The sequence below is a fragment of the Shewanella sp. KJ2020 genome, from assembly GCF_024197625.1.
Taxonomy (GTDB): domain Bacteria; phylum Pseudomonadota; class Gammaproteobacteria; order Enterobacterales; family Shewanellaceae; genus Shewanella.
The window spans coordinates 41,373-62,912 of the sequence record NZ_JAKUKD010000014.1 but is presented as its reverse complement, the minus strand read 5'-3'; the positions used below and the strand labels follow the sequence as shown (position 1 = coordinate 62,912).

17 protein-coding genes and 1 pseudogene are annotated in these 21,540 nt (G+C 47.0%); 10 read left to right on the top strand and 8 right to left on the bottom strand.

Annotated elements, in window-relative coordinates; translation table 11 throughout:
• Positions 1 to 82: 82 nt before the first annotated feature.
• Complete coding sequence (locus MJO46_RS08965; protein ID WP_253989010.1) at positions 83 to 1,918, bottom strand: protein-disulfide reductase DsbD; 1,836 nt, start codon at positions 1,916 to 1,918, stop codon at positions 83 to 85.
• On the bottom strand, positions 1,915 to 2,238 hold the full coding sequence (gene cutA, locus MJO46_RS08960) for a divalent-cation tolerance protein CutA (protein ID WP_253989009.1): 324 nt from the start codon (positions 2,236 to 2,238) through the stop codon (positions 1,915 to 1,917). The genes MJO46_RS08965 and cutA overlap by 4 nt, the downstream gene beginning before the upstream one ends.
• A gap of 223 nt (positions 2,239 to 2,461) precedes the next feature.
• On the opposite strand from cutA, the gene MJO46_RS08955 reads away from it, so the two are divergent.
• On the top strand, positions 2,462 to 3,052 hold the full coding sequence (locus tag MJO46_RS08955; RefSeq protein ID WP_253989008.1) for an FxsA family protein: 591 nt from the start codon (positions 2,462 to 2,464) through the stop codon (positions 3,050 to 3,052).
• Between the two features lie 149 nt (positions 3,053 to 3,201).
• Here MJO46_RS08955 and MJO46_RS08950 read toward each other — a convergent pair whose 3' ends face one another.
• A complete protein-coding gene (locus MJO46_RS08950; RefSeq protein ID WP_253989007.1) occupies positions 3,202 to 6,285 on the bottom strand; it encodes an efflux RND transporter permease subunit in 3,084 nt (1,027 codons plus the stop codon).
• A gap of 3 nt (positions 6,286 to 6,288) precedes the next feature.
• Positions 6,289 to 7,395 carry an efflux RND transporter periplasmic adaptor subunit gene (locus tag MJO46_RS08945; protein WP_253989006.1) on the bottom strand — a complete coding sequence of 369 codons (1,107 nt, stop codon included), beginning with the start codon at positions 7,393 to 7,395 and terminating at the stop codon, positions 6,289 to 6,291.
• A 127-nt stretch (positions 7,396 to 7,522) separates the two neighbouring features.
• Between MJO46_RS08945 and MJO46_RS08940 the strand changes: the two genes are divergently transcribed.
• Complete coding sequence (locus tag MJO46_RS08940) at positions 7,523 to 8,500, top strand: LysR family transcriptional regulator (RefSeq protein WP_253989005.1); 978 nt, start codon at positions 7,523 to 7,525, stop codon at positions 8,498 to 8,500.
• Between the two features lie 29 nt (positions 8,501 to 8,529).
• Here the strand turns inward: MJO46_RS08940 and MJO46_RS08935 are convergent, their stop codons facing one another.
• Positions 8,530 to 9,897, bottom strand: a complete 1,368-nt coding sequence (locus MJO46_RS08935) for an MATE family efflux transporter (RefSeq protein WP_253989004.1) — start codon at positions 9,895 to 9,897, stop codon at positions 8,530 to 8,532.
• Between MJO46_RS08935 and MJO46_RS08930 the strand changes: the two genes are divergently transcribed.
• The 7 genes from MJO46_RS08930 to MJO46_RS08900 all read left to right on the top strand — a co-directional run bounded on the left by MJO46_RS08930 (position 9,883) and on the right by MJO46_RS08900 (position 19,081).
• On the top strand, positions 9,883 to 10,104 hold the full coding sequence (locus MJO46_RS08930) for a hypothetical protein (RefSeq protein WP_253989003.1): 222 nt from the start codon (positions 9,883 to 9,885) through the stop codon (positions 10,102 to 10,104). The genes MJO46_RS08935 and MJO46_RS08930 overlap by 15 nt on opposite strands.
• A gap of 20 nt (positions 10,105 to 10,124) precedes the next feature.
• Complete coding sequence (locus tag MJO46_RS08925; protein ID WP_006086113.1) at positions 10,125 to 10,415, top strand: co-chaperone GroES; 291 nt, start codon at positions 10,125 to 10,127, stop codon at positions 10,413 to 10,415.
• Between the two features lie 57 nt (positions 10,416 to 10,472).
• Positions 10,473 to 12,110 (top strand): chaperonin GroEL, encoded by a 1,638-nt coding sequence (gene groL, locus MJO46_RS08920; protein WP_253989002.1) that lies wholly within the window; start codon positions 10,473 to 10,475, stop codon positions 12,108 to 12,110.
• Between the two features lie 1,159 nt (positions 12,111 to 13,269).
• A complete protein-coding gene (gene ltrA / locus MJO46_RS08915; RefSeq protein ID WP_253989001.1) occupies positions 13,270 to 14,946 on the top strand; it encodes a group II intron reverse transcriptase/maturase in 1,677 nt (558 codons plus the stop codon).
• A gap of 1,259 nt (positions 14,947 to 16,205) precedes the next feature.
• Positions 16,206 to 17,240, top strand: a complete 1,035-nt coding sequence (locus MJO46_RS08910) for an IS110 family transposase (RefSeq protein WP_253988375.1) — start codon at positions 16,206 to 16,208, stop codon at positions 17,238 to 17,240.
• Between the two features lie 660 nt (positions 17,241 to 17,900).
• Entirely contained in the window at positions 17,901 to 18,656 is a 756-nt protein-coding gene (locus MJO46_RS08905) for a hypothetical protein (protein WP_253989000.1), read from the top strand.
• 26 nt (positions 18,657 to 18,682) lie between these two features.
• The gene (locus MJO46_RS08900) at positions 18,683 to 19,081 is read left to right on the top strand and encodes a HEPN domain-containing protein (RefSeq protein ID WP_253988999.1); all 399 of its coding nucleotides are present in this window, start codon (positions 18,683 to 18,685) and stop codon (positions 19,079 to 19,081) included.
• 95 nt (positions 19,082 to 19,176) lie between these two features.
• Here the strand turns inward: MJO46_RS08900 and MJO46_RS08895 are convergent.
• A pseudogene (locus MJO46_RS08895) lies at positions 19,177 to 19,569 on the bottom strand (transposase); the annotation flags it as partial.
• 477 nt (positions 19,570 to 20,046) lie between these two features.
• Between MJO46_RS08895 and MJO46_RS08890 the strand changes: the two are divergent.
• On the top strand, positions 20,047 to 20,445 hold the full coding sequence (locus tag MJO46_RS08890) for a carboxymuconolactone decarboxylase family protein (RefSeq protein WP_253988998.1): 399 nt from the start codon (positions 20,047 to 20,049) through the stop codon (positions 20,443 to 20,445).
• A gap of 50 nt (positions 20,446 to 20,495) precedes the next feature.
• Here MJO46_RS08890 and MJO46_RS08885 read toward each other — a convergent pair whose 3' ends face one another.
• On the bottom strand, positions 20,496 to 21,038 hold the full coding sequence (locus MJO46_RS08885) for a hypothetical protein (RefSeq protein ID WP_253988997.1): 543 nt from the start codon (positions 21,036 to 21,038) through the stop codon (positions 20,496 to 20,498).
• A 198-nt stretch (positions 21,039 to 21,236) separates the two neighbouring features.
• Positions 21,237 to 21,488 (bottom strand): DUF2999 family protein, encoded by a 252-nt coding sequence (locus MJO46_RS08880; protein ID WP_007650566.1) that lies wholly within the window; start codon positions 21,486 to 21,488, stop codon positions 21,237 to 21,239.
• Between the last annotated feature and the right edge of the window lie 52 nt (positions 21,489 to 21,540).

Genomic DNA, 21,540 nt, shown 5'->3' with positions numbered 1-21,540 from the left:
GACTTTTAATGAAAAAAGTCCGCTTTTTGTTGAAGTTGCAGTAAAACTAACTGGGGATGCGCCGTGGGCGGTCTAAGTTAGACTAATTCAGCAGATGATCTAAATGGGCGGCAAAATCCTTTGGCCCCATAAAACCCGTTACACGTAAATCTTCCCTTTGCTCACCCTGCTCGTTAAACATCAGCAATGTGGGTAACCCGAGGACATTGTATTTTTCTAACAGTGCCACATCCACGGCATCGCTTTTAGTAACATCCGCTTGCAGTAAGACAATTTTATTCATCCGAGTCAGGACATCGGCGTCCTTAAAGGTGATGGCCTCAAACTCTTTACAGGCAACACACCAATCGGCATAGAGATCCAGCATCACAGGCTTGCCAGCAGCTGTCGCAGCGGCGATTTCACGGTCTAAATCTTCAATGGATTTTATCCGTTTAAAGCCATGGGCTTGCTCGGTCGTTGTCGCAGTCGCAACTGGACTGTGGGTAAAACCAAAGTGACCCATGACCGCCTGAAAACCGTAGGAGAAACTAGCTAATAGCGCCAAAGTAAGCAGCACTGAACGGACAGTTTGTTTCCAGTTAAAGGCGCTGAGTTTGTTTTGGTGCATCAGGTAACCCGTGAAGCTAATGCCCCATAGCGCCCAAAGCACATCGGAAACCACACCCGTCCAAATACGGCCGAGCATGACGATAGACACGGCGATCAGCAGGAAGCCAAACACAGTCTTGATGATGTTCATCCAAGCGCCCGCGCGTGGCAGCAACTTACCACCCGAAGTGCCTATGATAAGTAGCGGCACACCCATCCCCATACTCAGCACGTAGAGCGCGAGGAAGCCTTGCAATAAATCACCTGTCTGCGCCACATAGACTAAGGCACCAGAAAGTGGGGCCGTAGTGCAGGGCGATGCCACTAAACCTGAAATCACCCCCATCAAAAATACGCCAACTAAATTGCCGCCCTTTTGATTGTTTGATACTGAGTTCATCTTCTCCTGCCAGCTCGATGGCAGCTTAAGATCGTATAGGCCAAACATAGATAAACTGAGCACAAAGAACAGAATAGCGAGCACGATTAATACGGCGGGATGTTGCAGCGCCGCTTGGTATTTCATCCCCGCCGAGGCGACGATTAAACCTAAAATTGAATAAGTGATTGCCATACCTTGTACATAGGCCATGGACAGGGTAAAGGCTTTTGCGGTCGAGAGTTTTTGCCCTTGGCCGACAATAATACCTGATAAAATCGGGTACATAGGGAAGACGCAGGGGGTGAGTGCCAGACCTATACCTAAACCGAAGAAGATCACTAAGGTCCAAATCAGGCTGTCGTTTGAGAGCATTTGGCTTAATGTATCTTGCTGAGTAATAGGTTGAGTGGGTGCTTGAACGCTACTGGCTTCTTCGCCACTGCTTGCACTTGGCGCCGCGGCATTGTCAGTGCTCACTAACAGGCCATCATTGGCGGCAACTGCTTTAAGGGTGACATCGCGTTTGGTTGGCGGATAACAGAGTTTACCTTCGGCGCAACCCATAAAAGTCACACTTAGGGTGCCGTTGTCATCGGCTTGTTTCAGGCCAACGGGAATATCGATATAGGTATAGTAAACCTCTTGCTCACCGAAATATTCGTCGTTATGGGGTTTACCCTTTGGTAGATCTATGGTGCCAAGTTCGGCACCATTGACACTAAATTTAAGCTTATCGCGGTACATGTAATAGCCGTCGGCAATCACCCAATTGAGGGTAACCTTATTACCTTCCTGCTTAAAATCGAAGGCAAAGGCTTGATCGACAGGCATTAACTCTGGCTCACTTTTTAGAAAACCGAAGCTATTAGCGAAAACATTGCTACTTTGAGTTAAGGGCGTAAGCAGCAGTAGGGCGGTGAAAATAAGGCTAAGTAGTTTTTTCATGGCTGAGTGTTATCTTTTATCCAATCTAAATAGGCTGGTAGCCCGTGAGCCACGGGTACGGCAATAATTTCAGGCACTTGATAAGGGTGGAGTTTAAGCACAAGCTGTTCTAGCTCGGCATAGCGGCTTTGTAAACATTTAATGTGTAAGCTAATTTCTTGCTCCTCACAGATTTTGCCTTCCCACACATAAATGGAGTTGATCGGCGCCGAGATATGCACACAAGCGGCGATGCGCGCTTCCACTAAGGCGTGAGCGATACGCTTTGCCTGAATTTCATCGGGGCAACTGGTGCTGACCACTAGATACTGAGCTTGCATGGTGTGGGGTATCGTCCCTTAATAATCTTAAACTTCGCTTAAGCCTATTAGGCTAAGCTACTTTACGTGTTTTTATGGTCTCATACATTAACGTATTAACAAAAGGGTGAGCTAAATATCAGAAGTTTCACTCCTTTATAGCCAGCGCCTCCCGAGTGACTTGAATTAAGACCGGATCGCCCCCATTTAGTTTTCAAGATTGTGAGATAAAACTGAGGTCAGTATGTTTTTAATCCTATTTTTATTATTTGTGCTGATCCCGGTACTTGAACTGTCAGTGCTTATCCGTGTGGGTGAAGTGCTGGGCACCTGGACCACCATAGGCCTAGTGCTGTTTACCGCTGTGCTCGGCGTGTCTTTAGTGCGCAGCCAAGGGCTAAGCACGCTTATGCAAGTGCAGCAAAAACTCGCCCGAGGCGAGGCGCCAGGGCCAGAAATTGTCGAAGGCATGATGTTAGCTATGGCGGGGGTGTTACTGGTTATCCCTGGATTTGTGACTGATTTTATTGGTTTATTATTGCTGACTCCTTTAACCCGTCGTCCTATTGCTGCCTTAGTGTTTAAACGTTTGCAACTGCGCGTAGTATCTGGTTTACAGGGCGGAATGCACGGCGGTTTTGGTGCGGGCCCATTTGGACCTCATTCTGGCTCGCAAACAAATCCTTTCGGGCAGCATCCCTTCGAGCAAGATAAGCATGCCGATGGCAATGTGTACGAAGGCGACTTTGAACATAAGGCTGACCCTAGCGATAAACGTCCCGAGAGTCATCAATTGGCCGATAAAGACGAGCAACCCAAAGATCCAAAGGCATAATCCGCTTTTCTGCTCGACTCTCTTTTCTCTGTGTAAAGCCTCAAGCTATCGGGCCGCTATTCTTGAACTCCCCAAAATGAAAAGGCCAATCGATGCTAATAAACAGCATCGATCGGCCACGCCGGGAAGCGTTTAGGGGGAATGGCGGGCTAGTGCTTCTCGCTCGCCACCGCATTCGGTTTGATGTTAAAGGCCAAGCTGTACATCACTGGTAGCACTATCAGGGTCAGTAATGAGGCAAAACCTAAACCAAAGATGATCGTTATCGCCATGGAGCCGAAAAAGGCGTCGGGGATCAGTGGGATCATCCCCAGCATGGTGGTGATCGCCGCCATCATCACAGGACGAACGCGACTGATGCAGGAATCGATAAGGGCAAGGTAGGCGCCTTTCCCTTCACTGAGTTCGAGGTTGATTTGATCGACCAAGACAATCCCGTTTTTAATCACCATCCCCGATAAACTCAGCAGGCCGAGCAGTGCCATAAAGCTAAAGGGGGCATCGAATAACAGGAGTCCGGCGGAAACCCCAATCAGGGCCAACGGCACGGTAAACCAAATCACCAGCGGTTGGCGCACCGAGTTAAATAGGAATACGGTAATCAAAAACATCGCCAAATAACCCAATGGAATCGAGCTAAATACTGCGGTTTGAGCTTCACCCGCGGTTTCATACTCGCCGCCCCACTCGAGGTGGTAACCCGCGGGTAACTCGATAGCTTCGACCTTGTCCCTCACTTTGCGCAGCACAGAATCGGCAGTTTCATCGCTGCCCAATTTGGGATCGGCCAGCACGGCGAGCATACGCATACGGTCGCGGCGCATTAACAGGGGATTCTCCCATTCAGTGTTAAAATTGCTCACCACTTGGGTCGCGGGCACAAAAGTATTGTGTTCACTGCTCCAAATTTGCAGCTTCCACAGACTGTCGGCCTGCAGGCGCTCTTCGGCGGGGGCTCTGGCGACGATAGGCAATAGGTGGCTGGTTTCACGATATAAACCAATTTGCTTACCGCTAAAGTTAACCAATAGGGCATTATCGAGATCTTGCTTGCTGATCCCCGTTTCCCTCGCTTGGGCATTTTCTAATTGTGGGCGGATTAAGGGCACTCGATTGCGCCAATCATGGCGAATGCTGTCCATGCTCGGTTCTGCCTGAAAAATCGCTTCCGCTTGTGCCCCGAGAGCACGTAATACTTGGGGATCGTCACCATAGAAGCGCGCTTCTATTTTGGCGGCGGGCGACGGGCCGTTTTCCATATTTTTGAGGCGATATTGTGCCTGGGGAAAGTGTTGATTTAAAAATTTATCCAGCTCAGGCATATAGGATTGCAATGATTCAAGATCCTGCATTTCGATGATCAATTGGGCGAAGGCGGGGTAACCTTTCTCCGGTTGATAGGGCAAGACAAACCGTTGGGCCCCTTGGCCTATGACTGTGGTGAGGTGGACAAGGCCAGTATGTTGCTCCTCGGCTTGCTTGAGTAATAGCTGCTCAATATCGGCGGTAAAACGCTCGGTAGCCTTAATGTCTGTGCCCTCCGGCATCCAAATATCCACAAAGAAGATTGGCGTATTCGAGGCAGGGAAAAACACATTTTTGATATGACCAAAGCCAACAACTGCGCTGACGAGCATAGCGCCAACCAGTACAATGCTGGTGATTCTAAAACGCAGCGCAAAGGTCAAACTGGCGCGATAAAGGCTGAAGAACCAGCCCTTGTATGGGTCCTGTTCTTCCTCATCACTCGGCGCATCTTTAAAGAGTAAATGGCAGAAGAATGGCGTTAGGGTTATCGCGGTAATCCAGCTGATAAATAAGGAGATCATCAACACTTGGAACAGTGAGCGACAAAATTCTCCCGCAGCATTTTGCGATAAGCCAATGGGCGCAAAGGCGATAATGGCAATCACAGTCGCGCCCAATAGCGGCCACTGGGTTTGAGCCACGATTTGTTTGGCCGCTTCGAGGCGAGTCTTACCACGGTGCAGGCCAATTAAAATCCCTTCGGTGACCACAATGGCGTTATCGACCAACATACCCAGAGCGATAATTAGCGCACCGAGGGAGATAAGCTGCAGCTCAATGCCCAGCACTTTCATCACGATAAAAGTACCGAGAATAGTGAGCAGCAGGATTAAGCCCATCAGCAAACCCGAACGTAGGCCCATAAACAGCAGCAATACGGCGATAACGATGGCAATCGATTCGAGTAAGTTGATCAAGAAGCCGTTGACTGTTTGATCGACCGCCAGACTCTGGTTATAGACAGTGTCTAAGCTCATGCCTATCGGACGTTGGGATTCGAGTTCGCTTAGGCGATCGCTCACCCTCTGGCCGACTTCCACCACGTTGACACCGCTTGAGAAGGATATGCCTAGTGATAGCGCCGCTTCTCCACGGTTGTGGTACAGCACATCGGGGGTTTCATCGTAGTCTTTTTCAATATGGGCAATATCGCCGAGGTAAATCAGTTCAGTACTGCCGGGTGGGCTGACGATCAGACGGGCGAGATCCTGAACGCTACCAAATTCGCCCGTGGGATGGATGCGAATACGGTTGTCGCCAATGACGAGACTGCCCGCATTGGAGACCACGTTTTGATTATTGACTAGGCCATAGATATAGCTTTGATCTAGCCCCAGCGCCGAGAGTTTTTGCTGGGAGATTTCAATCACGACCTGTTCGGTTACACTGCCCGCAACTGAGACTTTTTTGACCCCAGGCACTAGCACTAGCTCGCGGCGCAGGTAGTCGGCATAGTTGGTTAATTCGCGGTTGCTATAATCCGGGCCAGAAAGATTAAACAAAATGCCGTAGACATCGCCAAAGTCGTCATAGACCTTGGGCGAGGTGCTGCCGGGGGGCAGTTGTCCTGCGGTATCGTTAACCTTACGGCGCACTTCATCCCATACCTGTGGCAGGCTGGTTTTGTCATAGCTTTCTTTGATTTCAATCTTGATTTGCGACAGGCCAGCACTGTTTATCGAAGTGACATGCTTAACGGCATCCAGTTGTTGCAGCGCATTTTCAAGCGGTAGGGTGACTTCCTCTTCGACTTGCTCCGGTGATGCGCCGGGATAGGCGGTGATCACGAGCGCTTCTTTAATGGTAAATTCGGGGAATTCGAGTTGCCCTAAACCAGTAAAACTGACGCCGCCACCCACGAGGAGTAGCAACACAAACATCCAGCTAATGACTTTATGGCGGATGGAATACTCAGCAATATTCATTCGTTATACTCCACGCTGCCAGCGTAGCGGCTTAACTTTCATGCCATTAGATAATTGGGAAACACCAGCACTCACAATTAAATCGCCCTTTTTAATACCGCCCAAGATTTCAATCCCTTGGTTAGTCACTCGCCCGAGCGTGACCTCAGTGGGGGTGACCTCACCGGACTGGGCTTGATATAGCCAAACCTGCACTTTGCCATCTTGGTCGCTCTTATCGATAGCTGTCACAGGGACTATGGCGGCCGCGGGAGTTTTGCTGTGTTCTGTGGCCTTGACTAAGGCCAAAGTTAACTCGGCGCTCATACCCGGAAGTAATTGAATATCTTTAGGTTGTGGTAATGAAAACACGACTTCATAGGCCTGAGTACCTGGGGTGACTTGGGTCGAGTACTCTTTAAATCTGGCGTCAAATGCGATGCCTTCTAACGCGCTAAAACGCACCTTAGCGCTAAAGTTTGGCTGCTTGATATACTCGTTTAAGCTGGCGGCCATGGCCTCGGGCACTTGGATGCTTACATCGAGCAAGTTATTGTTTTGCAAGGTTAGTACGCCTTGATTGGCCTGCACTATCTGGTGATTATCCACTAACCGTTTCGCAATAGTGCCGCTAAAGGGCGCGGTTAAGCGGGTGTAACTGAGTTGATCGCGCGCCGCCGCTAGGGCCGCCTTAGCGGATTTCAATTGCGCCTGGGCGCTATCAAATTCAGATTGTGAAATCAGCTTGCGATTGAGCAGCTCGACCTTACGTTTAAAGTCGGCGGCTAAGAGTTCATGCTCCGCCTCGCGGGTCATCAGATTATTGTAGGCGTCTCTGTCGTCGAGCTTTGCCAGCAAGCTCCCCTCGGTAACGGTTTGCCCCTCCACCAATGCCAGTTCGGTTAATTGCCCTGAAATTCGAAACGATAATTCGGCGCGGCTATTGGCGGCGACTCTGGCAGGGAAAGTTCTAAAATCTCCCCCTTCGAGCTGCGCCACCTCGAATAATTTGACCGGACGAATTGGTGGCGTTTGTACAGAACTTTCAGCCGGCGAACAGCCGCTTAGCAGGACAGAAAGCGGCAGGACCGAAAGCAGCATAGCTAAGGGCAAACGTCGATATGATGGCATGGTGGAGTATCCTTTGTAACAATTTGTCAGCATTTGTGGCGGCGAAGATAACAGTTAAACCAGTTGCAATAAACGGGATAGTTTGGGATTATCAGTCCTACTTATTGAGATTGAATTTAGGGTGAATATGAAGACAGAGGATTTAGCGCTATTCCACCGAATAGCAGAAACGGGCAGTTTGATCGAAGCCGCTGATTTACTTAACTTACCTAAGTCAACGGTCAGCCGTCGTTTACAGGCATTGGAAGATGAACTGAACATCAAACTCTTCCATCGCCAGAGCCGTTCAATGACCCTCACTTCGGCGGGTAGCCATTTTTACCAGCGTTCGCAAAAGATCTTGGCCCAGCTCGATGAAACCCTGTTCGAAATGACCAATGACGATGCCGAAATAAGTGGTCACCTGCGGATCCAAATGTTCCCTATCCACAGTATGAATGTGCTGATGCGGGCTATTTTCCGTTTTATGGACTTGCACCCTAGATTAACCGTCGAAGTGATTAGCAGCGCCGAATCCATTGATATGGTTAAAAATAATCTCGATGTCGCCTTTGTGGTTGAACCCGCATTAGACACCTTAGACTTGGTCGTGCGGCCCGTGTTTACGACGGATCTGCGTTTCTATGCCAGCCCCGAATATTTAGCGAAACATGGCACCCCGAAAACGCCCCAGGAGATCGAATCCCACAATGTGTCCCTATTTCGGTTATCAAACGGCAAAATCTTCAATGAACTTTGGATAGGTGCCGAGCAGGAAGTGAGAGTTCGAGGGAATTTTTGCTCCAACAGTGTCGAAGTGGCGGTGGAGTTTGCCCTGCAGGGGCGAGGAATAGTGTATGCCCCAGCTGAAGTCGTGGTCGATTTTGTGGAGGCTGGGGAGCTAATTAGCCTGCTGCCTGAAATCGAAGCCCACCAAGGAGAATGCTATTTAGCTTATCCATCGAGGCGTTATGTCAGCTTGGCCAGTCGTCGTTTTATCGATTTTATTATGCAAGAACTCGCCCCCAACGGTATGCCGACCAATATGAGCGAAGTGAGTCCGCGCAGAGTATGTAAAGCCTCGAAGGAAGCGTTCCCCAACGATGATCTGCGTTTTCGACGGTAACTCACAGCTAAGCGCACTGCAAAGCGCTATCAGCCTTCAAGATTGGCATCGGCGGTGACGACCTTTGCAGGTTCACAGATCCGCTGGGCTAAAGAGTAACAGGCAATCCCCATCAGCAGATTAGTGATGGGGAGCGCGAGCAATAAACCTTTCACCCCATCGATATAAGAGCCCAGCGCCGCCAGCGGCAGCATCAGTAGCACTAAGCGGCAGAGGTTAATTACTAAGGAACTCATGGGTCTGTGGTAAGCATTCAGCGCCGTGGCAAAAATAATCACTATGCCTAATGGGCCATAGGCGCAGGGTAAAACCAGAATATAAAAACTTAGCCACTCTAACACCTGCGGATCGGTACTGAATAAATGGGCGATAGGTTGAGCTAAAAACGCCAGCGGAATATAGAGTAAGGTCTGGAATACTAAGATAAATTTAAGGGATAACAGCAAAGCCTGCTTAGCCCTTTGGGGTTGTCCTGCGCCTAAGTTTTGCGCGATAAAGGGCATCAGGCTCGAGGATAACGCCATGACCACAATCAAGAGTAATGACTCGAGCCGAGTGCCGGCACCAAAAGCCGCCACAGCGCTATGGTCGATATGGGCCAGCATCGCCATAATCACAGCATTCGCTAACGGATTGATTAAATTCATTAATGCCGCAGGCTGAGCAATATGGGCCAATTGACTCCAGTTGGCGCGCATTCTATCGATATCGAAGGCGGCCCACTCCAGCATTTTACGCTTAATAATCAATAGATAACTAGATAATGATAGGGCCACAACCCAAGCGATAAGCGTCGCAATCGCCGCACCTTGGATCTCTAAACGGGGAAACGGCCCAATACCGAAGATCAGTAAAGGATCGAGGATAAGGTTAATAATCGCCGCCAGCGCCATAATCATCGCCGGGGAACGGGTATCGCCCGTGGAGCGTAAACCCTGATTGCCCACCATCAGCACGACCAATAACGGCGCCGCTAAATACCAGTAAATCATATAGTCGTGGATTAACGGCAAACTGCTCTCATTGGCGCCGAGTAAACTAAAGAGCGGTGTAATAAAGATGCTGCCAAGGGCGGCTAAACTGGCAGTTAATACAAAGGTGAGCAGTAGGGCGTCGTGTAAAAAGACCTTCGCCCTTGGGGCATTTCCCGAACCTATCAGTCGCCCTAAATTGGTCGATACCCCGGCGCCAATACCGATGGCAATGCTTGAAATCACTAAGGTCACGGGAAAGGTAAAACTGATCGCCGCTAGGGCTTCTGTCCCTAACTGACTGATAAAAAAAGTGTCAGCGAGGCTAAACCCGAGAATGGTCATAATGCCAATCAAGTTGGGGAGGCTCATGTTGAGCAGTACACGACCAATTGGCGCGCTAAGCAGCCCGTGTCTGTCTTTCATGGGGGAAATAATGCCTTGTTTGCGAGCGGAGGCGAGATTCTAGCAGGATTGTGCCCACTTGAAAAAACTGACATCAAAAAAATGAAACTTTTTTTTGAAAAGGCACTTGGATCTGGGGGGCTTAAACCCCATATCACAGACATCAAAGGGGAAGGCGGACGTGCCTCCTCTTTTTCATCACAAATCGCCTCGATTGTTGGGCATTAAATCATTAGGAGAGTTCATAGATGAATATTCGTCCATTACATGACCGCGTAATCGTTAAGCGTCTAGAAGTTGAGTCAACTTCAGCGGGTGGCATCGTTTTAACTGGTAGCGCCGCTGAAAAATCAACCCGCGGTGAAATCCTTGCAGTGGGCAATGGCCGTATTTTGGAAAACGGCACAGTTAAACCACTGGATGTGAAAGTGGGTGATGTAGTGATCTTCAATGAAGGTTACGGCGTTAAGAAAGAAAAAATCGACGGTCAAGAAGTCTTGATCCTGTCGGAAGCTGACCTGATGGCAGTAGTAGGTTAATCCTTCGCATCAATTCGACATTCCAATTAATCATTAAAAATGTAAAGGAAATTCAAAATGGCAGCTAAAGAAGTTGTATTTGGTAACGACGCTCGCGTAAAAATGCTGGCTGGCGTAAATATTCTCGCGAACGCAGTGAAAGTGACCTTAGGTCCTAAAGGCCGTAACGTAGTGTTAGACAAGAGCTTTGGCTCACCACTGATCACTAAAGACGGTGTGTCTGTTGCCAAAGAAATCGAACTGACCGACAAATTCGAAAACATGGGCGCGCAAATGGTGAAAGAAGTTGCTTCTAAAGCCAACGACGCCGCCGGTGACGGTACTACTACTGCAACTGTATTGGCTCAAGCCATTGTTGTTGAAGGCTTAAAAGCCGTTGCAGCGGGTATGAACCCAATGGATCTTAAGCGCGGTATCGACAAAGCAGTTATCGCTGCCGTTGCCGAACTGAAAAACCTTTCTCAAGATTGCGCTGACTCAAAAGCGATCGCTCAAGTCGGTACTATCTCTGCAAACTCTGACGAGTCAATCGGCCAAATCATTGCCACAGCAATGGAAAAAGTCGGTAAAGAAGGCGTGATCACAGTCGAAGAAGGCCAAGCGCTTGAAAACGAACTGGACGTAGTCGAAGGTATGCAGTTCGACCGTGGTTACCTGTCTCCCTACTTCATCAACAAGCCAGAAACCGGCAGCGTTGAATTAGATCACCCATTTGTCCTGTTAGTAGACAAGAAAATCTCTAACATTCGCGAACTGTTACCAATCCTTGAAGGTCTGGCAAAAACCGGTAAGCCATTACTGATCGTTGCCGAAGACGTTGAAGGCGAAGCATTAGCAACCCTAGTTGTTAACAACATGCGCGGTATTGTGAAAGTGGCTGCGGTTAAAGCCCCAGGCTTTGGTGACCGTCGTAAAGCTATGCTACAAGACGTGGCGATTTTAACTGGCGGTACTGTTATCGCTGAAGAAATCGGCCTAGAGCTTGAAAAAGCGACACTGGAAGATTTAGGTACGGCTAAACGTGTGGTCATCACCAAAGACAACACCACCATCATCGATGGTAACGGCGAGCAAGCACAAATTGCTGCCCGTGTAAGCCAAATTAAACAACAAGTTGAAGAATCAACTTCAGACTACGACAAAGAAAAACTGCAAGAGCGTATGGCTAAATTAGCTGGCGGTGTTGCGGTTATCAAAGTTGGCGCAGCAACTGAAGTTGAAATGAAAGAGAAAAAAGCCCGTGTTGAAGATGCTCTGCATGCAACCCGTGCTGCGGTAGAAGAAGGCGTGGTTCCTGGCGGCGGTGTTGCTCTGGTACGTGTAGCGTCTAAGATCGCTGATGTTGAAGTATTAAACGAAGACCAAAAGCACGGTGTAGTTATCGCACTGCGCGCGATGGAAGCGCCACTGCGTCAAATCGCCACTAACGCGGGTGAAGAAGCGTCAGTTGTGGCTAACACAGTGAAAAACGGCACTGGTAACTTTGGTTACAACGCCGGTAACGACACCTACGGCGATATGTTAGAAATGGGTATCCTTGACCCAACTAAAGTAACCCGTAGCGCGTTACAGTTCGCCGCGTCTATCGCTGGCCTGATGATCACCACAGAAGCTATGGTTGCTGAAGTACCAAAGGCTGATGCGCCAGATATGGGCGGTATGGGTGGGATGGGCGGAATGGGCGGCATGATGTAGTGCGACGAGAGTCGAGCAGGTGTAGCTAGCCTGACTGGAACTACCTTTGGCATTCCACAAAAATTGTGGAAATAACGCCGGGGGGCATGTTGAATATCAACGAGCCCCCTTTTAATCCAGTATAAATAGTTGTTTCACCCGTTATCCGGGTTGCCAAAACCCGGATAATAGACTATAAAGTCTATCTTCTAGGTATTGGCCAAGACCAATACCCAGTTATGATGTTGAGATAGATGCATTCGATACTCTGCCAAAGATTTGAGAAAAGCATCTATCCTATTTACTGTCCGAGGTCTTCATCTCGGCTTTATATAACAGGGCATATGGGAAATCCTGTGTCTCTCGCCAAAGCGATATTCACTCTGAAGAAGTCACAAATACGTGAATTTTTCAGGGATAACTATTGAGCAGCTATAGCACCTGCCGGTGTGAAGCTGTGTCTGATGATTGTTCGGCTTCCTTCAATGAAGTAGCGAACCTGTTGTGCAGCCAGCAGTAGCCTAGGGATAGTGCGCCACCAGTAATGGTGGGGTGTGAAGCTTCCTGACAATGTATTCCCCATTCATTGGGTTTGGTTTTACCGTGAGGTATACCAAAGATTTCGCCAGTAGCAGGCGGATGAGAGACTAGGCTGGATCATATGGTCAACTTATGTGAACTACTAACAAGCACCGTCAACCGCAAAAAGCGCAAGCTACTGACGCGCTTTAACCAAAATGGTGCAAGGCTGGTTATCTCTCTTACATCTGGAGATACGTTGCCACACAGCCTTCGGTGTATTGGTAGGACCTAAGTGATTCGTGTCATCGGCATGGAACTCGGCAACCCCATCCCTTCGCCCTACATAATTAATGTTATGAGGGCAGATGACCCGTAAGGGGAATTGTTGAAGGTGTGGGTGTAGGAGGTTGGAAAAAGCGAATGCCTTTCTGTAATGGAGAGGATAGGGGGTTAAATGTTCCTCCGTCGGAAACGAAGCCCACGTCCAACTGGTCTTTAATCGTGTGAAAGCTTGTAAAGCGCTCACGCATAGTAACTAAAGGGCAAAATTTTATATTTTGCCCGACCCCTGATGGGAGCAGAAGAACTCTCCCGTCAGGGGAGATCTATCTGCTTTTCGATCTGGGAGTTGTTGTTAACTATCAAGGAGAAAAGCAAGATGAGTACAGCATTAGTTGTACCTGCGTTCTCCCACCCAGCGAACAGCTGGCACACCATTGATTGGTATGCCGTTGAACGTCAGGTGCGAGAGCTACAAGTACGGATCGCGAAGGCGACTAAGCAACAACAATGGCGCAAGGTTAAGGCTTTGCAACGAATGTTGGTGCGCTCGTTTGCTGGCAAAGTTATGGCAGTCAAACGAGTAACTGAGAACCGAGGCAAAAGGACGCCCGGTGTCGATGGGGAGTTATGGAGTACACCTGAATCTAAGTGGCAGGCGGTATTTCGATTGAAACGGCAAGGCTACAAGCCAAAACCGTTAAGGCGGATATACATTCCTAAAGCTAACGGTAAACGTCGGCCTTTAGGAATTCCAACCATGCTCGACAGGGCTATGCAGGCACTATACCTGCTAGCTTTGGAGCCTGTGTCGGAAACGACTGCTGATCGAAATAGCTACGGATTTCGTCCTATGCGTTCAACCCACGATGCGATTGAACAATGTTTTGTCAATCTGAGTCGTAAAAACTCCTCGGAGTGGGTGCTCGAAGGCGATATCAAGGGGTGCTTCGATAACATCAGCCATGACTGGTTACTTGCCAATATACCTTTGGACAAACAAGTGCTCAGTAGATGGTTGAAAGCAGGTTTTATGGAGTCCGGTAGATTAAACCCAACCGATGCGGGAACGCCTCAAGGAGGAATTATTTCTCCTGTATTGGCCAATATGGCACTTGATGGATTGGAAGCGGTGCTTGAATCCCATTTTGGGAGGAAGAACACTAAAGCCAGTTACAAGACCAAAGTCAATTATGTGCGCTATGCGGATGATTTCATTATTACTGGCATCTCGGAAGAGCTGTTGGTCAACGAAGTCAAACCTGTCGTAGAAGCCTTTATGGCTGAGCGCGGGTTAATGCTGTCGCCAGAAAAAACGGTGATAACGCATATTGATGAAGGGTTTGATTTTCTGGGGCAAAACGTACGTAAATACAATGGCAAATTGCTGATAAAGCCGAGCCGTAAGAACTTGCGTAACGTGCTCCAGAAGGTTCGCGATATTGTTAAAAGTAATAAGACGGTAAAGGTGGTAACGCTGATAAGCCTGCTTAATCCTGTCCTTCGAGGATGGGCTAACTACCATAGTCACATTGTGGCGAAGGAGACTTTTAACTACGTGGATTATCGGGTTTGGAAACTACTCTGGCAGTGGTGCCGTAGACGACATCAAAATCGTCAAAAACGCTGGATTAAAGCTAAATACTTTAAAACAGCAGGTCCACGAAATTGGGTGTTTTCAGGTATGACAGTCGATGGCTTTACTAAACGGCTGGTATACACCAATGATACTGCGATAAAGCGACACACTAAGATCAAAGGAGAAGCTAATCCCTATGACTTGGCATTTGAGGAATACTTTGAGCAGCGCCTAGAGCGAGCTTGGCGTGACTCAATGCAAGGTCAAAGGAGACTGCTGATACTTTGGCTCAGACAACAGAAATGTTGTCCTATTTGCCGTCACAAGATCACTAAAGAAACAGGATGGAATATTCATCATATTGTGGAAAGAGTGAAAGGTGGCAGTGATGAAATGGATAACTTAGTGTTGTTGCACCCAAATTGTCATCGACAGTTACATTCAATAAATCGTGACAACTTAAATCAGGTTCGGTAGTGTGTTCATGCGGCATGCAAGCCGCCGGTGACTCCGGCAGGAATCGCTGATGGGTTAGATAGAATATTTGGACACTGTCCTGGGGACAATTTATTGCTGGCTGCGCTTGTAATAGAGGTGAAAGGATATTCTTTATGGCTCGAAGCGTGGTTGCTAAACCGGTTATGTGAACCACGAACTGTCCTAGGCTAGGGCAGTATAAATACGCCAGATATTTAACATCTGGGGCCCCAGATCATATCAGAGCATCAGCTATGAAAATTGATCTGAAAATTGAGGTAAAAGTGGATGTAGCTCAAATTATCTATGCCGTAACCGGATTGATGACATTTGTAGCGAAATTCTACGGATATCTCTAAAACCAAATCCTAGGCTGCTTTTGCAGCCTAGGTACTACCGAATTTATTTGTTTGTTGTACGATTTTAGTTGCTGGTCAGTATTTACTACTGACTTATAAAGGCTTGAGCCGTATGCGGGGAAACTCGCACGTACGGTTCTTAGGGGAGGGACAAGCAGTAATGCTTGTTCCTTACCCGACATTTTTGCTGGTTTAAATCGGTGATTACGGCGTTGCTGCTCGCTCACATACAAACAACGTATGCTACGCTCACAGCGCCTTGTACTAACACGATTTATCCTGCGCAAAAACATCTGCGGTCTTTAGCTTAATCGCTTAAAACCCAAATTCTTGTAAGAGAAAAATGAAAACCCCGACTCGGGTAACTGAGTCGGGGTTTTGTTTTTGGTCTGGTAACTTGGGGAAGCGGCGTTTTTCAAGCTAGGTGTACTTAGCTACACTTTTTGGAGTTTAAGCACTGAAATTGTTGCTAAAAGTGTAACATCGTATACTTTTGCTGGTGGTTAGATGGTCTTATCATTCTTGATTACTTTTAAAAGCCAAAATCAAAGTCGTGGGGCTTCACCCCACACCCGACCAAGGAGGACTGCTCGTCCTATCCTCCTTGGATTCTCCAAGACGCCCCCAACGGAGTTGAAAGCCCCTTGGGCATTTAGCGTCCTTATGCTATCGCGTCAGACGCTCGTCCCTGATTCGACTGACGCTATCTCGGCATCCATGCCTCGATCACGCAACGAACGCAAATGCCCTGCGGCAACTCCGAGGGAATGGTGAACTTCTGTAATCTCGGTGTCGGCTGTTAAACCCAAAAGAGTTATGGATGCTGGGATGGTCACCTCGGTCTCGGCATCGCAATGTGCCATGATTTAGGTGCACAAAATCTGACGCGAGGTGACCGATATGAACTATAAACTCATCAGCATTGATTTGGCAAAAACTGTCTTCCAAGTGGCTGCCTTCAATCATGACAATACCATTGCTTTTAATCGTAAAATCAACCGTTCTGCATTGCTCAATACCCTTAGGCAATGTGAACCGACATTAGTGGTGATGGAAGCCTGTTACAGTGCTAATTACTGGGGGCGGGCTATCGAAAAGCTCGGCCATACCGTCAAGCTTATCCCCGCCAGAATGGTAAAAGCCATGCTAGTCGGTAATAAAAATGACGCCAATGATGCGGTTGCCATCGGAGAAACCGCTGGCCGTCCTAAAGTGAGTCTACTTCGTCCAAAAACGGTCGAGCAGCAGGACATTCAATCTTTGCTGCGCATTCGTGAGCGCTTGGTGGAGAATCGTACCGCTAACTGCAATCAACTGCGTGGTTTCCTTGCGGAATACGGCCTGATTATCGCAAAGACTCGCCGCCAGTTGATGTTAGCCATTCCGCTCATTCTTGAAGATGCTGACAACGAGTTATCCACGGTTGCCAGAGGGTTTATTCAACGACTCTATGAGTTTCAGTTGTATTTAAATGAACAAATCGACCAGATTGCACAGGAAATATTAGCCCTTGCCCAAGCGATGCCGCTGTACTCCCTACTGCTAACCATCCCCGGTGTCGGTCCTATCGTGGCATCAACCCTATTAGCCAGCATTAATGAAGTGAATGATTTTAAAAATGGCCGGCAATTAGCAGCATGGCTAGGGCTAACCCCTTCACAGTACAGTAGCGGTACGACAAATCGGCTCGGCAAGATAACCAAGCGCGGCAATCAAACGCTCAGGCGGTTACTTATCCATGGCGCAAGAACCGTGGTGAACTGGTGCGATAAGAAAGACGACTCACTAAGCCTGTGGCTACAACGACTTAAACAACGCCAACACGTTTGCAAAGTGGCGGTCGCCTTGGCGAATAAGATGGCGCGGATGGTGTTTGTGGTGATGAGCCGCGGGCAAGCATTTGATATGGATAAGGCATGTAAAGTTGCGGCGTAATACAGCGTTTTTTGCGTAAATAGACTCAAAATGTAAATAGATAAATGTCCATCAAAGCACAACAGCGGTAATGGTATTAATGAGTTAAACGGTTTGTCTTACCCAAAACCTGATCGGGACAGTGGCCTTCGAGGTCATGTGGATGCCAAGGAGGGTAAGACGTCAATTTGGATCTCATTAGGGCGCAACAGACGCCGGATATATGTCGCAAGACCGCTAATCATTAACGACCGATACCCCGTTGTGAAAGGTAAATTATCGATTAACGTAAATGTAGTTTGAATAAAATGGGACATTGGCCTTGCTAACACCGAGGTGACCATATATGTCCTATCTTTATTACCCATCTTTCATTGACCACAATACCTTTTAGAAAATTTAACAAGGGGTGGCTCATTAAATTTTTTTGCTCATTAAATTTTATGATTGACCCACATATCAATAATTTCATAAAACACAAGTCATGACTGGCACTAATGTGATAGTTACTTGTATTTACTAATTTTTATCAATCCATTGATTCTGCATTCATCTTTCTTGTTGTGCTTTGCTCTCATTTCGGATACAACAATAACAACAGGAATGTTGTCTTTGAAGATTTTCCCCGTATAATGCGGTGCCCAAAATCTGAACAAATCGCTTGAAAAGGATTCTAACTATATGGCATTACAGCCAGCATCGAAGTCAAAAGAGCTTGTTGACAGAATTATTGCTCATGATGAACGTAGCGAAGTCATTAGTGAATTTGAAAAGCATTTATTAATTAAAAATATCAATGAGTTAAACGATCCTGCCGAAAGATTTATGGTTCGTGCTATATTAGAGTGCAACCAAAAAAACCTAGATAAATGTAAGCATTACTTTCATGAGTCAACTAGGTATGTGTCAATAGGTGCAAATACGGAAGTTGTTTACCATAATTTTATTTCAAGCCTACTTAAACTGAATGACTATTCTGCGGCTCGTGACATAGCTTATGAAGCGATGCCAGTGATTTTCAGCGTGGACACGTATCAATTTTTATTCAGATTATCTAGCATTTTATTAGATTACCAACTTGCTGATGAAGCAGCAAAAAGGATAAGCAAAATGCATGAATCAACTCCAGAAGTAGGCGGATTCTATGAATTTTATGAAGATAATAAGAGTTATGGTCTGCCCGAGCTTGAACATTTCTTAGCGTATGGAAATACCATCTCCGCATTGCTTAAACGTTATAATTACCTAAATGTTTCTGGAATGTCCTTTTCAAAAGACGTTGAAGATAACAAGGTTAGAGTAGTTTATTATCTAGATGATTTGAGTCACGAAAGCTCAATGGCCGCTCTGAAAGCTAACGAGGAGTTCATAGATTCAGTCATCGAGCACGATTTAAACTCAGATATAATCGTTTCATTTATGCTAGGAATATCATAACGTTAATAAATGGATATTATTGAATCATGAGTGTATGCCACAATCATTTTTTAGATGTTGCAGAACATAATTTAGCATTGGGTAGCGAGATTGGTTACCGGATGGCGGTTGGGCGTTGCTATTATGCTATGTTTCATAAAATATTAGACAGTGTTTCAGGTTACCAGTATGAAGGTATCGGCGGAACTCATAATGATTTATGTAAATATTTCACTGAACTTGCTGCGGTTGGTGGAGAAAACATAGATAAGATTTCCAGTAAAAAAATTGGATATGCTCTTCAACAAGCTAAAAGTAACAGAGTGATTGCTGATTACCATATTCAAAGTAGTGTTGACAAATCAACAGCAGAATTCTCTATTGCAACTGCGAAAAAATTTTTTGATACCGTGGATGCAATTTTGAAGCCTGCTAAAGCTAGTTAGTATTATCTAATTAGTTAAGCTCTTTTCTCTATCACCACCACGGAAGCTGTTCATCATTCTGTGTCAGGTTAATTTCACTTGTCGACATGGGTTTGTTAGCGCCCATCAAAATGAATTGAAAGCTGTAATAGCGTCAAATTCTAATTTTGGATGGGGTGGGTCTAGCGCTCACAAACCTTCAATATACCCGCGTATAGCAGCTTGAGTAAAATGTTCTCGTTAACAAAACCGCCCTTCGTTTTGGTCAATTTCCTGAATTGTAGATGTAACGCTTCAACCACATTGGTCTTGTAAATGGCCGTGCGAACGTAGTCAAGGTATTTGAAATACATCGATAGTCGCACCCATTTGTTACGCTATTATTTAATCATCACAGGGTATTTATCACCCCATATAGTCTCCAGTTCATCCTGGGCCATCTCTGCCGCATTCAAGTTCGTCGCCTTATAAATGTACTTTAAATCCGTCATCAAGGCCTTTTGATGCTTTGGCAAATGAATTTAATGGGCCACCCATTGTTAAAGGATGGTGGGCATAATTCTGCTTGCTTTGCATGACTCGCAAGCAACACCAAATATAAAAGAGATACACCTTCCCCTGCGAAGTTGTCGAAATACGCAGATAAAAATGCCGTGGCGACATCATGGATGATGGCGCAGGCTCGGGGGGACAGGGATATCCCATCTGAGCCGTTAGGCAATTTTTATTGGAGTATGAGACCAGTAACTAATGCATGTAACTTCGCTAGGGGCGTCTTGGAGCATCCAAGGAGGATAGGACGAGCAGTCCTCCTTGGTCGGGTGTGGGGTGAAGCCCCACGATCTTGATTCACCTCGGCCGTTAGGCCGCAAATAAGCATCGAAATCTAATAATCCTATGTTATGTTTTTGATGGGCTGTGTCTTTGGCGGCGGTTCAATAGGCCTAATCACAGAGCTTAATCACATAAGGAAAAAGGATGCATCGATGAACGATGAGCAATACCAAAAGGGGCTTGAGGTGCGTCGGGCTGTTATGGGCGACGGTTTTGTGGAGAAGGCCCTAAGCAGTGCTACAGAGTTTACTCGGCCATTGCAGGAGTTAGTGACGGCAAACTGTTGGGGTGAAGTGTGGGCGCGTGAGGGATTGTCGCGACAAACCCGTAGCCTGATCACCATAGCAACCCTTGCGGCATTAAAGGCTCCGGCGGAATTAAAAGGCCATGTTCGCGGCGCGTTGCGTAATGGCTGCACCGTGGAAGAAATACAAGAAGTACTATTACATTCCACCGTTTATTGCGGTATGCCATCGGGCATCGAAGCATTTCGGGCGGCAAAGGAAGTCATTGAAGAGTGGCAGGCTGAGCAGGCGCAAGCCTCAAGTTAACATTTTGGTTAAGGCCTTAGTGTTAGGTTAAGGCCTTATTAATCATAATGTTAAAGTCGTGGATCGCTGGATTGGCTATCGACTTGGCCTATCACACTAATCTCACTCAAGCTGGAGAGTGTTCCCCATTGCTGGATTGTCATCATGCCTGTGATTTCCTGTGCGCTAAAGCTTAAGCGCAGGCCATCTTTTCGGTATTCTGCGGGAAGATTTTTAGGCAGTATTTTTTGTCCGTTATCCGCCACTATGCCCCAAAATCCACCTTCTAAATTCATATATCTCACAGTGCCTTGAAGCATGATGCCTTCCCCTTTAGCGATAATGTTGGTTTTATCTGAGGCCGGATTGGTTAAGGCGATTTGAGCGCGGGTTTTATCTTGTTCAACCTGTGGCTGGGGCGTTTCTGTGCCGACGGCTTTGGCGGCGATGGCTGGGGTATTTTGTGCGGCTGAGTCGTCAATATTTTGGGGCCTAGTCGTTGCGTCGCTTTCTGTTACTGCCGATTGTGGTGGTTGTGCTGGCGTTTGTTCATTGCAACCGATTAAACATAGCGTTAGCAAGAATGACAGACAGAGCATTGTGATGGTGCGCATACAGGGTTCCTTTATGTAGCAATGCGTAATATACCCACTGTAACAGAACAGTTTGCTTAGGCGCGACAAGGTTTATGTCTCTTTGGTAATCAAATATGCCGATTTTACCGATGAGTGTTTGAATGGGTATCGATTTTATGGATGAGCGGTAAGGGCAAGTTATGCAGCCCTTACCGTAGGGCGCGGGATAAATAAGGCTTATTTTTGCAGTTGCGCTTTGGCCGCTTCAACCTTAGCAAAATCTAAACCTAGTTCCAGCACGGCTTCTTTAATCAGGGCAGGGTTTTGCATCACCAGCGCCATCAGTTGTTGCAGTTTTTCAGGTGGGATCCCGAGTTGGCCAATAATGCCCATCGCCATCAATGGGTTATCGGTTAAAGCTTGAAAAAGCTCATTAATTTTTGCATCGGTGACATTGTGTTCTTTTAAGATGGCAATAATGGGATTCATTACTTTACCTTGTCGAAGTTAACGGAAAACTGCCGTCATTTTATCACAGATA

What these genes read in the sequence shown, in the direction of transcription:
- MJO46_RS08945 (WP_253989006.1), bottom strand. Translation starts at nt 7,395, where the DNA reads ATGCCATCATATCGACGTTTGCCCTTAGCTATGCTGCTTTCGGTCCTG.
- MJO46_RS08880 (WP_007650566.1), bottom strand. Translation starts at nt 21,488, where the DNA reads ATGAATCCCATTATTGCCATCTTAAAAGAACACAATGTCACCGATGCA.
- groL (WP_253989002.1), top strand. Translation starts at nt 10,473, where the DNA reads ATGGCAGCTAAAGAAGTTGTATTTGGTAACGACGCTCGCGTAAAAATG.
- MJO46_RS08955 (WP_253989008.1), top strand. Translation starts at nt 2,462, where the DNA reads ATGTTTTTAATCCTATTTTTATTATTTGTGCTGATCCCGGTACTTGAA.
- MJO46_RS08935 (WP_253989004.1), bottom strand. Translation starts at nt 9,897, where the DNA reads ATGAAAGACAGACACGGGCTGCTTAGCGCGCCAATTGGTCGTGTACTG.
- ltrA (WP_253989001.1), top strand. Translation starts at nt 13,270, where the DNA reads ATGAGTACAGCATTAGTTGTACCTGCGTTCTCCCACCCAGCGAACAGC.
- MJO46_RS08890 (WP_253988998.1), top strand. Translation starts at nt 20,047, where the DNA reads ATGAACGATGAGCAATACCAAAAGGGGCTTGAGGTGCGTCGGGCTGTT.
- MJO46_RS08965 (WP_253989010.1), bottom strand. Translation starts at nt 1,918, where the DNA reads ATGAAAAAACTACTTAGCCTTATTTTCACCGCCCTACTGCTGCTTACG.
- MJO46_RS08900 (WP_253988999.1), top strand. Translation starts at nt 18,683, where the DNA reads ATGAGTGTATGCCACAATCATTTTTTAGATGTTGCAGAACATAATTTA.
- MJO46_RS08940 (WP_253989005.1), top strand. Translation starts at nt 7,523, where the DNA reads ATGAAGACAGAGGATTTAGCGCTATTCCACCGAATAGCAGAAACGGGC.
- cutA (WP_253989009.1), bottom strand. Translation starts at nt 2,238, where the DNA reads ATGCAAGCTCAGTATCTAGTGGTCAGCACCAGTTGCCCCGATGAAATT.
- MJO46_RS08905 (WP_253989000.1), top strand. Translation starts at nt 17,901, where the DNA reads ATGGCATTACAGCCAGCATCGAAGTCAAAAGAGCTTGTTGACAGAATT.
- MJO46_RS08910 (WP_253988375.1), top strand. Translation starts at nt 16,206, where the DNA reads ATGAACTATAAACTCATCAGCATTGATTTGGCAAAAACTGTCTTCCAA.
- MJO46_RS08885 (WP_253988997.1), bottom strand. Translation starts at nt 21,038, where the DNA reads ATGCGCACCATCACAATGCTCTGTCTGTCATTCTTGCTAACGCTATGT.
- MJO46_RS08950 (WP_253989007.1), bottom strand. Translation starts at nt 6,285, where the DNA reads ATGAATATTGCTGAGTATTCCATCCGCCATAAAGTCATTAGCTGGATG.
- MJO46_RS08925 (WP_006086113.1), top strand. Translation starts at nt 10,125, where the DNA reads ATGAATATTCGTCCATTACATGACCGCGTAATCGTTAAGCGTCTAGAA.